Annotated in this window: 13 protein-coding genes; 12 read left to right on the forward strand and 1 reads right to left on the reverse strand. The window is 70.8% G+C overall.

What is annotated here, in order from left to right:
- The first annotated feature begins 210 nt into the window (after nt 1-210).
- The gene (locus ABT296_RS37375) at nt 211-639 is read left to right on the forward strand and encodes a Rieske (2Fe-2S) protein (RefSeq protein ID WP_351934433.1); all 429 of its coding nucleotides are present in this window, start codon (nt 211-213) and stop codon (nt 637-639) included.
- 124 nt (nt 640-763) lie between these two features.
- Here ABT296_RS37375 and ABT296_RS37380 read toward each other — a convergent pair whose 3' ends face one another.
- On the reverse strand, nt 764-1753 hold the full coding sequence (locus tag ABT296_RS37380; protein ID WP_351934414.1) for a hypothetical protein: 990 nt from the start codon (nt 1751-1753) through the stop codon (nt 764-766).
- Between the two features lie 206 nt (nt 1754-1959).
- Between ABT296_RS37380 and uvrC the strand changes: the two genes are divergently transcribed.
- The 11 genes from uvrC to ABT296_RS37435 form a co-directional block, all read left to right on the forward strand.
- Entirely contained in the window at nt 1960-4116 is a 2157-nt protein-coding gene (uvrC, locus tag ABT296_RS37385) for an excinuclease ABC subunit UvrC (RefSeq protein ID WP_351934416.1), read from the forward strand.
- Nucleotides 4113-5117 carry an RNase adapter RapZ gene (gene rapZ / locus ABT296_RS37390; protein WP_351934418.1) on the forward strand — a complete coding sequence of 335 codons (1005 nt, stop codon included), beginning with the start codon at nt 4113-4115 and terminating at the stop codon, nt 5115-5117. Before uvrC ends, rapZ begins: the two co-directional genes overlap by 4 nt.
- Nucleotides 5114-6181, forward strand: coding sequence for a gluconeogenesis factor YvcK family protein (locus tag ABT296_RS37395; protein WP_351934420.1), 1068 nt, complete (start codon nt 5114-5116; stop codon nt 6179-6181). Before rapZ ends, ABT296_RS37395 begins: the two co-directional genes overlap by 4 nt.
- Nucleotides 6172-7161 carry a DNA-binding protein WhiA gene (whiA, locus tag ABT296_RS37400; RefSeq protein ID WP_351934422.1) on the forward strand — a complete coding sequence of 330 codons (990 nt, stop codon included), beginning with the start codon at nt 6172-6174 and terminating at the stop codon, nt 7159-7161. The genes ABT296_RS37395 and whiA overlap by 10 nt, the downstream gene beginning before the upstream one ends.
- A gap of 146 nt (nt 7162-7307) precedes the next feature.
- Nucleotides 7308-10271, forward strand: a complete 2964-nt coding sequence (locus tag ABT296_RS37405; protein ID WP_351934424.1) for a M14 family metallopeptidase — start codon at nt 7308-7310, stop codon at nt 10269-10271.
- Between the two features lie 227 nt (nt 10272-10498).
- Complete coding sequence (gene gap, locus ABT296_RS37410) at nt 10499-11506, forward strand: type I glyceraldehyde-3-phosphate dehydrogenase (RefSeq protein ID WP_351934426.1); 1008 nt, start codon at nt 10499-10501, stop codon at nt 11504-11506.
- Nucleotides 11507-11639: 133 nt separating this feature from the next.
- On the forward strand, nt 11640-12851 hold the full coding sequence (locus ABT296_RS37415) for a phosphoglycerate kinase (RefSeq protein WP_351934428.1): 1212 nt from the start codon (nt 11640-11642) through the stop codon (nt 12849-12851).
- A gap of 6 nt (nt 12852-12857) precedes the next feature.
- Nucleotides 12858-13634, forward strand: a complete 777-nt coding sequence (tpiA, locus tag ABT296_RS37420) for a triose-phosphate isomerase (protein WP_351934430.1) — start codon at nt 12858-12860, stop codon at nt 13632-13634.
- A 102-nt stretch (nt 13635-13736) separates the two neighbouring features.
- On the forward strand, nt 13737-13967 hold the full coding sequence (secG, locus tag ABT296_RS37425) for a preprotein translocase subunit SecG (protein WP_105869397.1): 231 nt from the start codon (nt 13737-13739) through the stop codon (nt 13965-13967).
- A 246-nt stretch (nt 13968-14213) separates the two neighbouring features.
- Nucleotides 14214-14501 carry an RNA polymerase-binding protein RbpA gene (locus ABT296_RS37430; protein WP_019885342.1) on the forward strand — a complete coding sequence of 96 codons (288 nt, stop codon included), beginning with the start codon at nt 14214-14216 and terminating at the stop codon, nt 14499-14501.
- A gap of 233 nt (nt 14502-14734) precedes the next feature.
- The coding region (locus tag ABT296_RS37435) for a phosphoglucose isomerase-related protein (protein WP_502977426.1) at nt 14735-15104 on the forward strand (370 nt) is incomplete at its 3' end.

The raw sequence follows: 15104 nt of genomic DNA on the forward strand, positions 1-15104 counted from the left end.
TTCGGCATCTCCGTCCTGGTCACCTCCCACCTCCTGGGCGAACTGGAGCGGACCTGCGACCACGTCGTCGTCGTCGACGGCGGCAAGCTCCTGCGTAAACGCTTGCGCAAGCGTTTACGTCCACCGCCGGAGCGGTCCGCCCCGACGCCGGGCGCGCCCGCCCCGGCCGGTATCGTCGCCGTGCCCGCCCCTCGACCTGTGGAGATCCGCATGCCCGGCCGACCCGCCCCGTCCCGTCGAACCGTCCTGCGCGGAGCCGCCCTCACCCCCGTCGCCGGGCTCGGTCTCGGCGCGTGCTCGCCGGGCGGGGAGACCGTGGACTCCGAGCCGACCGCACCGGTCGACCTGGGCGCGGAGAGCGAGATCGCCCCGGGCGGCGCGAAGCTGTACCGGGACCACAACGTGGTCGTCAGCCGGGACGCCGAGGGCGGCCTGAAGGCGTACAGCACGATCTGCACGCACGCGTTGTGCCCGATCAACAAGCTGGAGGGGACGAAATTGATCTGTCCCTGCCACGGCAGCGAGTTCGACGCGACCAACGGCGAGGTGCTCCAGCAGCCGGCCACCGCGCCGCTGAAGGAGCTTCCGGTGCAGGCGAAGGGCGGCCGGATCGTCGCGGGCCCGGCCCCGACGGCCTGAGCCTCACCGGCGCCCTGATCCCCACCGGCCTGATCCTTACCGGCCTGAGCCTCACCGACCTGCGCGACCCCCTGGGTTCGCCCCCTCGGGCCAGGTCCCGTCCGGCCGTGTCACTCGCTCGGGTTCACTCCCACTCCCAGCCGATCCCCACGATCCCCGTCCGCAGCCGGGGCTCGACCAGGTGGACCGAGCGGTGCAGGTCGCTGACGGGGAGGTCCTGGCGGCCACCGCGCGGGGCCGCCGCCGAGTGCTGGGCGAACCGGTGGCAGCGCACCGGCAGCCGGTGCCCGTCGAAGCGGACCTGGAGCGCGTACTGGCCGCCCGCCAGGGCGAACCCGCGCGCGTACTCACGGGACACCCCGGCCGTCCCGTCCTGCACGCCGTACCGGAAGAGAAACGTCTCTCCCGAGCGCAGCCGCGTGTCGAAGAGCAGCTCGGCGACGAGGACGCCGGTCTCCTCGTCCAGCCGGACCCGGCCCGTGCGGCAGTTCTCCAGGGCCTGGACGCGCATCAGTGCGGGGGAGCAGCCGGGGTCGCCGTGGTACACGGCGAGGAACCGGTCGACGCCGTCCCGGTGGGCGCGCACGATGTGGTGCGCCTCGCGGCTCGCCAGCTCCCGTTGTCCGCCGATCCGGACCCGTTCGTGCAGGCCCAGGGTGTGCAGCCCGCCGTCGGCCGGGGCCCGCAGCTCCGCCAGCAGCCCGTCCAGGACCCCGTCGGCCGCCACCAGGGACCGGTAGGTGCGGGCCGCGGGCCGCCGCTGCCCCGACCGGTCCTCGTCCTCGGAGAGCAGCCGGATCAACGACTCCTCCGGCAGCTGGAGGATCTCCTCCAGGGCCCGCACCGCGCGCAGCGACTCCGGCCGCTGCGGCCTGCGGGCGCCCTGCTGCCAGTAGCTGAGGCTGGTGACGCCGACCTTGACGCCGTGGCGCGACAGATGGTGCTGCACCCGCTGGAGCGGCAGCCCGCGCGCGGCTATCGCGGCCCGCAGGGCGACGTGGAAGGGGCCGCCGCTGAGTACCGAGTCCAGTTCCGGGTGCGGCCTCGCGTCCTCGTCCGCGTCCGGCTCCGCGGTGGCGACGGCGAGGACGTCCGCGTGGTGGGTGTGCGGCATGCGGGGCCCTTTCTGTCAGGCGTTCCCACGGTTGGTCGGACCGTGCGCCCGGGCGGCGGAGCCGGCCCGAGTTCCCCCGCATTGAAGCGTGTTGACCAAGCCCCGACAACACCTGCCGGTCCACCGGCTTCCCCGCCCGGGCGGGGGTGTCCGCCGTTGTCCACAGCCGCGCCGCGCTGTCACCGCCCGCCAGTAGGGTGTGAAACATGGCCGACCCCTCCAGCTACCGCCCCGAGCCGGGACAGATCCCGGACTCCCCCGGGGTCTACAGGTTCCGTGACGAGCACCGCAGGGTGATCTACGTCGGAAAGGCGAAGAGCCTGCGCCAGCGCCTGGCGAACTACTTCCAGGACCTGGCGGGCCTGCACCCCCGCACCCGCACCATGGTCACCACGGCGGCGTCCGTGGAGTGGACGGTGGTGTCCACGGAGGTCGAGGCGCTCCAGCTGGAGTACTCCTGGATCAAGGAGTACGACCCCCGGTTCAACGTCAAGTACCGCGACGACAAGAGCTACCCCTACCTCGCGGTGACGATGAACGAGGAGTTCCCCCGCGTCCAGGTGATGCGCGGTCACAAGAAGAAGGGCGTGCGCTACTTCGGCCCGTACGCGCACGCGTGGGCGATCCGCGACACCGTCGACCTGCTGCTGCGCGTCTTCCCCGTGCGCACCTGCTCGGCCGGCGTGTTCAAGAACGCCGCCCGCACCGACCGCCCCTGTCTGCTCGGCTACATCGGCAAGTGCTCCGCGCCCTGCGTCGGCCGGGTCTCGCCCGAGGAGCACCGGGAGCTCGCCGAGGAGTTCGGCGACTTCATGGCCGGCCGCACCGGCACCCATCTGCGCCGGCTGGAGCGGCGGATGACGGAGGCGGCCGAGGAGATGGAGTACGAGCGGGCCGCCCGCCTGCGCGACGACATCGGGGCTTTGAGGAAGGCCATGGAGAAGAACGCGGTCGTCCTCGCCGACGCGACCGACGCCGACCTGATCGCCGTCGCGGAGGACGAGCTGGAGGCGGCCGTCCAGATCTTCCACGTCCGCGGCGGCCGTGTGCGCGGCCAGCGCGGCTGGGTCACCGACAAGGTCGAGGACGTCACCACCGGCGCCCTGGTCGAGCACGCCCTCCAGCAGCTCTACGGGGAGGAGCGCGGCGACTCCGTGCCCAAGGAGGTCCTCGTCCCCGCCCTGCCCGAGCCGGTGGAGCCGGCCCAGCAGTGGCTCACCGAGCGCCGCGGCTCCCAGGTCTCCCTGCGCATCCCGCAGCGGGGCGACAAGAAGGCGCTGATGGAGACCGTGCAGCGCAACGCCCTGCAGTCCCTCGCCCTGCACAAGACCAAGCGGGCCTCCGACCTGACCACGCGCTCGCGCGCGCTGGAGGAGATCGCCGACGCGCTCGGTCTGGACAGCGCCCCGCTGCGCATCGAGTGCTACGACATCTCGCATCTCCAGGGCGACGACGTGGTGGCCTCCATGGTCGTCTTCGAGGACGGACTCCAGCGCAAGAGCGAGTACCGCCGCTTCCAGATCAGGGGCTTCGCGGGCCAGGACGACGTGCGCTCCATGCACGAGGTGATCTCCCGCCGCTTCAAGCGGTACATCGCCGAGAAGGAGAAGACCGGCGAGTGGGCGGACGAGGACCCCGCGGACCTCGCGGGGGACGGCCCGCGTTCCTCGGGGGAGGGCCTTCAGAACACCGGTGACGGCGGTCTCCAGGACACCGGGGACGTCATGCTGCCCCCCGGGAACGGCCCCAAGGAAGACGACGGCCGGCCCAGGAAGTTCGCCTACCCGCCCCAGCTCGTCGTCGTCGACGGCGGGCAGCCCCAGGTCGCCGCCGCCAAGCGGGCCCTGGACGAGCTGGGCATCGACGACATCGCCGTGTGCGGCCTGGCCAAGCGGCTGGAGGAGGTCTGGCTGCCCGGCGACGACGACCCGGTGGTCCTGCCCCGCACCAGCGAGGGCCTCTACCTGCTCCAGCGGGTCCGGGACGAGGCCCACCGCTTCGCGATCACCTACCAGCGCGCCAAGCGTGCCAAGCGCTTCCGCTCCAGCCCGCTCGACGACGTCCCCGGCCTCGGCGAGACCCGCAAGCAGGCGCTGATCAAGTACTTCGGTTCGGTGAAGAAGCTGCGATCGGCGACAATCGACCAGATCTGTGAAGTTCCGGGCATAGGCCGTAAGACGGCCGAGACCGTCGCCGCGGCCTTCGCCCGGGCGGCCCCGCCCGCGCCCGCCGTGAACACGGCGACTGGAGAGATCATGGAAGACGAAGACACGCAGGACGGGGCGCCCGAGACGACCGCGGGCACCCCGGGGGAGTCCGCGATCGCGGGCACCCCTGACGAACGACGGGGGCAGTGGACATGACCGAGCACGAAAAGCAGCCCACAGCGGAGCGAGATCGGACTCCCGAGGAGATGGGCGATGATGTGACCGAGCAGCAGTCGCCGAAGGAAGACGGAGCACAGGTGAGTACGGCCGGCGAGAACGCCACGGTCCCCGAGGCCACCATCCCCGAGCTGGTGATCATCTCCGGAATGTCCGGGGCCGGCCGTTCGACGGCGGCGAAGTGTCTGGAGGACCTCGGCTGGTTCGTCGTCGACAACCTGCCGCCCGCGCTGATCCCCACCATGGTGGAGCTCGGCGCCCGCTCCCAGGGCAACGTCGCACGGATCGCGGTCGTCGTGGACGTCCGCGGCCGCCGCTTCTTCGACAACCTCCGGGAGTCGCTCGCCGACCTCGACACCCGCGGTGTCACCCGGCGGACCGTCTTCCTGGAGTCCTCCGACGACGCCCTGGTGCGCCGCTTCGAGTCGGTGCGCCGCCCGCACCCCCTCCAGGGCGACGGCCGCATCGTCGACGGCATCGACGCCGAGCGGGAGCTGCTGCGCGAGCTGCGCGGCGACGCCGACCTGGTGATCGACACCTCCAGCCTCAACGTCCACGAGCTGCGCGCCAAGATGGACGCCCAGTTCGCGGGCGAGGAGGAGCCCGAGCTGCGGGCCACCGTGATGTCCTTCGGCTTCAAGTACGGCCTGCCCGTGGACGCCGACCTCGTCGTCGACATGCGCTTCCTGCCCAACCCGCACTGGGTCCCGGAGCTGCGCCCGTACACCGGCCTGAACGAGGAGGTGTCGGCGTACGTCTTCAACCAGCCCGGCGCCAAGGAGTTCCTCGACCGGTACACCGAGCTGCTCCAGCTGATCGCCGCCGGCTACCGCCGCGAGGGCAAGCGCTATGTGACCATCGCGGTCGGCTGCACCGGCGGCAAGCACCGCTCGGTGGCCACCTCGGAGAAGCTCGCCGCACGGCTCGCCGCGCAGGGTGTGGAGACGGTGGTCGTCCACCGGGACATGGGACGCGAATGACAGGACGTCCTCCGCGGCTGATCAGGGTCGGCCGGGTGGTGCGGGAAGGACGGACCGGCCGGCCCGCCGAGGTCCGCGGCGCCCGCCCGCGCCGTCGCGGCACCCAGCCCAAGGTCGTCGCGCTCGGCGGCGGCATGGGGCTGTCCGCCTCGCTCGCCGCGCTGCGCCGGATCACCGGCGACCTCACCGCCGTCGTCACCGTCGCCGACGACGGCGGCTCCAGCGGCCGTCTCCGTGACGAGCTGGGCGTACTGCCCCCCGGCGACCTGCGCAAGGCGCTGGCCGCGCTGTGCGGCGACGACGACTGGGGCCAGACCTGGTCCCGGGTGATCCAGCACCGCTTCACCTCCCAGGGCGACCTGCACGACCACGCGGTCGGCAATCTGCTGATCGTCGCCCTGTGGGAGCAGCTCGGCGACCATGTCCAGGCCCTGGACCTGGTGGGCAAGCTGCTCGGCGCACACGGGCGGGTGCTGCCCATGTCCGCCGTGCCGCTGGAGCTCCAGGCGCTGGTCAAGGGGCACGACCCGGAACGGCCCGAGGCGGTCGGCACCGTGCGCGGACAGGCCACGGTCGCCCTCACCCCCGGCGAGGTGCAGTCCGTGCACCTGGTCCCGCACGACCCGCCCGCCGTCCCCGAGGCCGTGGCCGCGGTGCTGGACGCGGACTGGGTGGTACTGGGCCCCGGATCCTGGTTCTCCTCGGTCATCCCGCATCTCCTGGTGCCCCAGCTGCTGGACGCGCTCACCGAGACCAAGGCGCGCCGGGTACTCTCGCTGAACCTCGCCCCGCAGCCCGGAGAAACCGAAGGCTTCTCCCCGCAGCGTCATTTGGAGGTTTTGGGACGACACGCCCCTAAACTCGCCCTGGACGTGGTGCTGGCCGACGAGGCCGCCGTGCCCGACCGCGAAGTGCTCACCGAGGCCGCCAAGGGGTTCGGAGCCGCGGTCGAGCTGGCTCCGGTCGCCCGGAGGGACGGTTCTCCGCGGCACGACCCGGAGCTGCTGGCTGCCGCGTACGACCGTATTTTTCGGATGCATGGAAGGATCGGCCCATGGCGATGACGGCAGCGGTGAAGGACGAGATCTCCCGGCTCCCCGTCACCCGGACCTGCTGCAGGAAGGCGGAGGTCTCCGCCGTTCTGCGGTTCGCCGGCGGCCTCCATCTGGTCAGCGGGCGCATCGTGATCGAGGCGGAGCTGGACACCGCGATGGCGGCCCGCCGCCTCAAGCGGGACATCCTGGAGATCTTCGGCCACAGCTCGGAGCTGATCGTGATGGCTCCCGGCGGACTGCGCCGCGGCTCGCGCTACGTCGTGCGCGTGGTGGCCGGCGGTGACCAGCTGGCCCGGCAGACCGGACTGGTCGACGGGCGGGGCCGCCCGATCCGCGGCCTGCCCCCGCAGGTCGTCTCCGGCGCCACCTGCGACGCGGAGGCCGCCTGGCGCGGCGCCTTCCTCGCGCACGGTTCGCTCACCGAGCCCGGCCGCTCCTCCTCCCTGGAGGTGACCTGCCCCGGCCCCGAGGCCGCGCTCGCCCTGGTCGGCGCCGCCCGCCGGCTGTCCATCGCCGCCAAGGCCCGCGAGGTGCGCGGCGTGGACCGGGTCGTCGTCCGCGACGGCGACGCCATCGGCGCCCTGCTCACCCGGCTCGGCGCCCATGAGTCGGTGCTGGCCTGGGAGGAGCGGCGGATGCGCCGCGAGGTCCGCGCCACGGCGAACCGTCTGGCCAACTTCGACGACGCCAACCTGCGCCGCTCCGCCCGCGCGGCCGTCGCCGCCGGCGCCCGGGTGCAGCGCGCCCTGGAGATCCTCGGCGAGGAGGTCCCCGAGCACCTCGCCGCCGCAGGCCGGCTGCGCATGGACCACAAGCAGGCGTCCCTGGAGGAGCTGGGCGCGCTCGCCGACCCGCCGCTGACCAAGGACGCCGTCGCCGGCCGGATCCGCCGGCTGCTGGCCATGGCCGACAAGCGGGCCCAGGACATGGGCATCCCCGGCACCGAGTCCAGCCTCACCGAGGAGATGGCCGACAACCTCGTCGGCTGACACTCCCTCAACAAGCCGGTGACCGCGCCCGATCGGGTGAAGGTCACCGGCTTTCCGGTGTCCTTGAGGCGCCCTTGACTCGATCATGAAGTGTCATGAGCCTGGCATCTGTTCGCTGACGTGGCGAACCCACACCAGGGGGGTTCATGAGACACAGAGCGAGATCGATCCTCGCTGTCGGCGCGCTCCTGCTCGGCGGAGCGAGCATCGCACCCATCGCCCAGGCACAGAACGACGGTTCCGGCGCGACCAACGCGTCCGAGGCCGACGAGGTCAAGGTCTTCCGGGCCGAGGTCACCAAAAAGCAGATCCCGCTGCTGCTGGCCGCCGGTCAGGACGGCCACGAACTGAGTGAGCAGGCGCCCGAGAAGGGCACCGCCTCGATCGAGGTCTACCTCACCGACCAGCAGGCCGGAAAGCTCCGGAAACAGGGCGTCGAACTCACCGAGCACACCCTTTCGGCCAGGGCCGAACGCCGGGTCGAGGCGGCCGCCGACGGCGTCTACCGGCCGTACAGCGGCAGCGGCGGTCTGAAGGAGGAGATCCTGCGGGCCGGCCAGGAGAACCCCGGCCTGACCAAGGTCGTCTCCATCGGCAAGACCGTCAACGGCCAGGACATCCTCGCGCTGAAGCTCACCAAGAACGCGAAGAAGTCCAAGGACGGCGCGAAGCCCGCCGTGCTGTACATGTCCAACCAGCACGCGCGTGAGTGGATCACCCCGGAGATGACCCGCCGGCTGATGCACCACTACCTCGACAACTACCGCACGGACCAACGCGTCAAGAAGATCGTCGACTCCACCGAACTGTGGTTCGTGATCTCGGCCAACCCCGACGGCTACGACCACACCTTCAAGGAGACCGGCGACCGCCTGTGGCGCAAGAACCTGCGGGACGTCAACGGCGACGGAGCCATCGGCACCGGTGACGGCGTCGACCTCAACCGCAACTTCGCCTACAAGTGGGGCTACGACGACGAGGGTTCGTCCCCCAGCCCCACCAGCCAGACCTACCGCGGTGACGCCCCCGGCTCCGAACCGGAGACCAAGGCGATCGACGCCTTCCAGAAGCGCATCGGCTTCTCACTCGGCATCAACTACCACTCGGCCGCCGAACTCCTCCTCTACGGCGTCGGCTGGCAGGTGGCCACCGACACCCCGGACGACGTCCTCTACGAGGCGCTCGCCGGCACCCCCGACAACTCCGCGATCCCCGGCTACCACCCGCAGGTCTCCTCGGAGCTCTACACCACCAACGGCGAGGCCGACGGCCACGCCTCCAACGTCAACGGCCTGGCGATGTTCACGCCCGAGATGTCGACCTGCCAGACCGTGTCCGCCCTCGACCCGGACGACGCCTGGCTCCCCGGAGACTGCCAGTCCGTCTTCAACTTCCCCGACGACGAGAAGCTGATCCAGCAGGAGTTCGCCAAGAACGTCCCGTTCGCGCTCTCCGTCGCCGAGTCCGCCGCGACCCCGGACCGGCCGGTCTCCGCGCTCGGCCTGAAGGCCGCCGACTTCACCCCGGCGCCCTTCACCACGTCCTGGTCCCGCGGCGCCGACCAGGAGGTCTCCGTCGTCGCCCGCAAGGCGCTGCGCGACAAGGAGCTCAAGTACCGCGTCGACGGCGGCCGTACGCACGACATGGCGCTGCGCCCCTGGAAGGGCGGCGAGACCTTCGGCGGCGAGGACAACCTCTACTTCGACGAGTACCGCGCCAAGGTCGCCGACGGCGAACCCGGCGACAAGGTCGAGGTCTGGTTCACCGGCGAGACACGAAGCGGCAAGAAGGTCTCCAGCGAGCGCTTCACCTACACCGTCGCCGAACGGGCGCGCGCGGACGTCCTGGTCGTGGCCGAGGAGGGGGCACCCGCCACCCAGGCGCAGACCTACCTCGACGCGCTGAGGGCGAGCGGACACCGGGCCGTCGTCTGGGACGTCGCCGCACAGGGCGCGCCCGACGCGCTCGGCGTGCTCGGCCACTTCGACACCGTCGTCCACTACACCGGCGCCGGAGCACCCGGCAACGCCACCCAGCTCCAACTGCGCGCCTACCTCAACGAGGGCGGCAAGCTCGTCGAGGCCGGCGAACTGGCCGGCGGCAACGTCGACCTCGGCGGCGGCAACCTCTCCAACGACTTCGGCCAGTACTACCTCGGCGCCTACAGCCGTACCTCGCTGGCCGGGGCCACCGCCTTCCAGGGCTCGGGCGCACTCGCCGGCGCCCAGGGCGCGCTGACCGGAGCGCCGGGCAACCCGCTGAACGCGGCCGGCTCCTACGGCGTCACCTCCGAGACCCTGCCCGCGGACCGCTTCCCGCAGTTCGCGAGCGCCGGAGCGGGCAGCTACCCGGGCACCGTCAACCCGTACGGGCCGTACGCGGGCGAGTACATGGCGGCCGTCACCCACAGTGACTACGCCTGGAACCGGCTCACCCGCACCATCGACCTCACCTCGGTCACCGCCGCCCAGGCGCCCAAACTGAGCGCCCGCATGCTGTGGAGCACCGAAGCGGGCTACGACCACGCGGTGCTGGAGGCCCGTACCGCGGGCGGCGACGACTGGACCACGCTCCCGGAACTCGGCGGCGCGACCGGCACCGCGGTGCCCGAGGAGTGCTCGGCCGGGTACTTCATCCAGGCCCACCCGGCGCTGAAGCGGTACCTGACACTCGCCGACGGAGCCTGCGCGCCGAGCGGCACCAGCGGGAGCTGGAACAGCTTCACCGGGGCGTCGGCCGGCTGGCAGGAGGTCTCCTTCGACCTCGCCGCCTACGCCGGCCGCACCGTCGAGGTCTCGCTCGGCTACATCACCGACCCCGGCTCCGGCGGCCGCGGCGTCCTCCTCGACAACGCCTCCGTCGTGATCGGCGGCGGCGCGGTGGAGACCGAGGGCTTCGAGACGTCGCTGGGCGCCTGGACCGTCCCGGGCCCGCCCGCGGGCAGTCCCGCGGTGGTCAAGGACTGGGCCCGCACGGGCCGCCTCTTCCAGACGTACGGCGCGGTGACCACCGACGACACCGTGCTGCTGGGCTTCGGCCTGGAGCACGTCGTCGCACCGGCCGACCGTGCGGCCCTGATCGGCAAGGCGCTCGACACCCTGGACGGGTGAGAAGGAAGGGCAACCGCGCCCACCCACCGTGACCACCGGGTGACGAAGAGATGAAACGGAAGGGCGGTCCGTACCCCTACTGGCCGGTACGGACCGCCTGCCCGTGTATGGGGCAACTCAATGTCACTCCGGAGGCCTCAGGGAGGTAGGGTCGTAGGCGGTCGGGGACATCCCAAATACAGCTCGCCGGCACCGCATGGCCGGCGTACCAACGAGGAGATCGGTTCGTGACGATCCGCGTAGGCATCAACGGCTTCGGTCGTATCGGTCGTAACTACTTCCGCGCGCTCCTGGAGCAGGGTGCTGACATCGAGATCGTGGCTGTCAACGACCTGGGTGACACCGCGACCACCGCGCATCTGCTGAAGTACGACACGATCCTGGGCCGCCTCAAGGCCGAGGTCACCCACACCGCCGACACGATCACGGTCGACGGTCACACCATCAAGGTGCTCTCCGAGCGCAACCCCGCCGACATCCCGTGGGGCGAGCTCGGCGTCGACATCGTCATCGAGTCGACCGGCATCTTCACGAAGAAGGCCGACGCCGAGAAGCACATCGCCGGCGGCGCCAAGAAGGTCCTCATCTCGGCTCCGGCCTCCGACGAGGACATCACCATCGTGATGGGCGTCAACCAGGAGAAGTACGACGCGGCCAACCACCACGTCATCTCCAACGCCTCCTGCACCACCAACTGTGTGGCGCCGATGGCCAAGGTCCTCGACGAGAACTTCGGCATCGTCAAGGGTCTGATGACGACGGTGCACGCGTACACCAACGACCAGCGCATCCTTGACTTCCCGCACAAGGACCTGCGTCGCGCCCGTGCCGCCGCCGAGAACATCATCCCGACCACCACGGGTGCCGCCAAGGCCACCGCGCTGGTCCTCCCGCAGCTCAAGGGCAAGCTGGACGGCATCGCCATGCGCGTCCCGGTCCCCACCGGTTCCGCCACCGACCTGGTCGTGGAGCTGGAGCGCGAGGTCACCAAGGACGAGGTCAACGCCGCGTTCAAGAAGGCCGCCGAGGGCGAGCTCCAGGGGTACCTGGCGTACACGGAGGACGCGATCGTCTCCTCCGACATCGTCAGCGACCCGGCCTCCTGCACCTTCGACTCCTCCCTGACCATGGTCCAGGACGGCAAGTCGGTGAAGATCCTCGGCTGGTACGACAACGAGTGGGGCTACTCCAACCGTCTCGTCGACCTGACGGTGTTCGTCGGCAACCAGCTCTGATCCACGGAGCACGCACGTCGATGTGAGGGCAGGGCCCGGGCGGCGCAGGGACGCGCCGCCCGGGCCCTGACTCACGTACTGACCAGCCCACCTAGGATCACGAGCACCACCAGTCCTCTCGGGAGCCCTCTCAATGAAGACGATCGACGAACTTCTCGCCGAAGGCGTCGCAGGCAAGCGGGTCTTCGTCCGCGCCGACCTGAACGTGCCGCTGGACGGCACCACGATCACCGACGACGGCCGCATCCGCGCCGTCCTGCCCACCGTCAAGGCCCTCGCCGAGGCGGGCGCCCGCGTGATCGTCGCCTCCCACCTGGGCCGCCCCAAGGGCGCCCCGGACCCGGCCTTCACCCTGGCCCCGGCCGCCGCGCGGCTCGGTGAACTCCTCGGCGCCGAGGTGGCCTTCGCGACCGACACGGTCGGCGAGTCCGCCACCGCCACGGTCGCCGGCCTCGCCGACGGCGGTGTCGCGGTCATCGAGAACCTGCGCTTCAACGCCGGCGAGACCAGCAAGGACGACGCCGAGCGCGACGCCTTCGCCGGACAGCTCGCCGCCCTCGCCGACGTGTACGTCGGTGACGGCTTCGGCGCCGTGCACCGCAAGCACGCCTCCGTGTACGACCTCCCCGGCAAGCTGCCGCACTACGCCGGCTACCTCATCGCCACCGAGGTCGGCGTGCTGAAGAAGCTCACCGACGAGGTCCAGCGGCCCTACGCCGTCGCCCTCGGCGGCTCCAAGGTCTCCGACAAGCTGGCCGTCATCGACCAGCTGCTCGGCAAGGCCGACCGCATCCTCATCGGCGGCGGCATGGCCTTCACCTTCCTCAAGGCCAAGGGGTACGAGGTCGGCACCTCGCTGCTCCAGGAGGACCAGATCCCGGCCGTCACCGAGTACCTGGAGCGCGCCGAGAAGCTCGGCGTCGAGCTGGTGCTCCCGGTCGACGTCGTGGTCTCCCCGGGCTTCCCGGACCTGAAGGCCAAGGCGCCCACCGAGCACTCGGCCGTCGACGCCGACAAGATGCCCGAAGGTCAGCTCGGCCTGGACATCGGCCCCAGGACCGGCGAGCTCTACGCCGCCAAGCTCACCGACGCCGCGACCGTCTTCTGGAACGGTCCCATGGGCGTCTTCGAGCACCCCGACTACGCCGAGGGCACCAAGGCGGTCGCCCAGGCCCTCGTCGACTCGGACGGATTCACCGTCGTCGGCGGCGGAGACTCCGCCGCGGCCGTGCGCACGCTCGGCTTCGACGAGACCGCATTCGGTCACATCTCGACCGGCGGCGGCGCCTCCCTCGAATACCTCGAGGGCAAGACGCTCCCCGGCCTCGCCGCACTGGAGGACTGACCCCGCATGACCACCCGTACCCCGCTGATGGCGGGCAACTGGAAGATGAACCTCAACCACCTCGAGGCCATCGCCCACGTCCAGAAGCTCGCCTTCGCCCTGGCCGACAAGGACTACGAGGCCGTCGAGGTCGCTGTCCTGCCGCCCTTCACCGACCTGCGCTCCGTGCAGACCCTGGTCGACGGAGACAAGCTGAAGATCAAGTACGGCGCCCAGGACATCTCCGCCCAGGACTCCGGCGCCTACACCGGCGAGATCTCCGGCCCGATGCTGGCCAAGCTGAAGTGCACGTACGTGGCCGTCGGCCACTCCGAGCGCCGTCAGTACCACAACGAGACCGACGAGATCGTCAACGCCAAGGTCAAGGCCGCCTACAAGCACGGCCTGACCCCGATCCTGTGCGTCGGCGAGGAGCTGGAGGTCCGCGAGGCGGGCAACCACGTCTCCCACACCCTCGCCCAGGTCGAGGGCGGTCTGAAGGACCTCCCGGCCGAGCAGGCCGACTCCGTCGTGATCGCCTACGAGCCCGTGTGGGCCATCGGCACCGGCAAGGTCTGCGGCGCCGAGGACGCGCAGGAGGTCTGCGCCGCGATCCGCGCCAAGCTCGCCGAGCTGTACTCCCAGGAGCTGGCCGACCGGGTCCGCATCCAGTACGGCGGCTCCGTCAAGGGCGGCAACGTCGCCGAGATCATGGCGCAGGCCGACATCGACGGCGCCCTGGTGGGCGGCGCGTCGCTCGACGCCGACGAGTTCGTCAAGATCGTGCGCTTCCGCGACCAGTGAGTATGCGGTAGCGGCGATCCGTCGTACCCTTGCGGGGGCACAGCCTGGAGGCTGTGCCCCTGTCGTCCATCCAGATCCGAGGAAGTTGGTCCAGCCGTGGTTATGGGGTTCTCGATCGCCCTGATCGTGTTCAGCGGGCTGCTGATGCTGCTGGTGCTGATGCACAAGGGCAAGGGCGGCGGCCTCTCCGACATGTTCGGTGGCGGCATGCAGTCGTCCGTCGGCGGCTCCTCGGTCGCCGAGCGCAACCTCGACCGGATCACGGTCGTGGTCGGTCTGCTCTGGTTCGCGTGCATTGTCGTGCTCGCCCTTCTGATGAAGGTGAACAACTGACCGGCACGCACAATCCGCACGTAAGGCCCCATGTTCGGTACGCGCCGCTGAGCGCGGCCTATCATGGGGCTTGCGTCTAGATGTGGGGCCTGTAACTCCAATCACTGGACGCGCGTTGGGCCTTACGTAGACTGAGGCGCTCGCAACGAAGCGAAACGCCGACTCGCTTCGCGGCACCATCACGCAGGGAGTTACACCGTGGCAAGTGGCAACGCGATCCGAGGAAGCCGGGTCGGGGCGGGGCCGATGGGCGAGGCCGAGCGCGGCGAGTCCGCGCCGCGGCTGCGCATCTCCTTCTGGTGCTCCAACGGGCACGAGACCCAGCCCAGCTTCGCCAGCGACGCGCAGGTTCCCGACACCTGGGACTGCCCGCGCTGCGGCTTTCCCGCCGGGCAGGACCGGGACAACCCGCCCGCCCCTCCGCGCACCGAGCCCTACAAGACGCACCTGGCGTACGTCCGGGAGCGCCGCAGCGACGCGGACGGCGAGGCGATCCTCGCCGAGGCGCTCGCCAAACTGCGCGGCGAGATCTAGAAGTTGACCACCGGCCGGCGCCGCACAGGTGCCCGGCCGGAGCCGTCCTGCGCGGAGCCGTCCCGCGCCCGACCGCGTTTCTTTCGGCCTGTCCGTCGTCGTGCTGATACCTGTACTCAAGGTGGACGTACTTGTTGTTGTCCCGCACGACGCCAGCACGACAGCTCACGTCACCCGCTGATCAACTAGGTTGGAACAGCGGGGACAGGTACGAAAGAAGGCTGAAGCCCGACATGAACCAAGACGGCCGTACCAGGCTCAACCGGACGCCCGAGTGGACCGCACTGGCCAAGCACCGCGAGGAACTCGGCGAGGTCGCGCTGCGTGAGCTGTTCGCCGCGGACCCCGGCCGCGGCACCGGCTACGCGCTGCGGGTCGGCGACCTCTACGTCGACTATTCCAAGCACCTCGTCAACGACGAGACGCTGCGCCTGCTGCGTGAGCTGGCCGCCGCGACCGATGTGTTCGGCCTGCGTGACGCCATGTTCCGCGGCGAGAAGATCAACACCACCGAGGACCGGGCGGTTCTGCACACCGCGCTGCGCGCCCCGCGCGAGGCGGTCGTGGAGGTCGACGGCGAGAACGTCGTCCCGGCGGTGCACG

It is taken from the genome of Streptomyces sp. NPDC000983 (assembly GCF_040299205.1).
Lineage (GTDB): Bacteria > Actinomycetota > Actinomycetes > Streptomycetales > Streptomycetaceae > Streptomyces.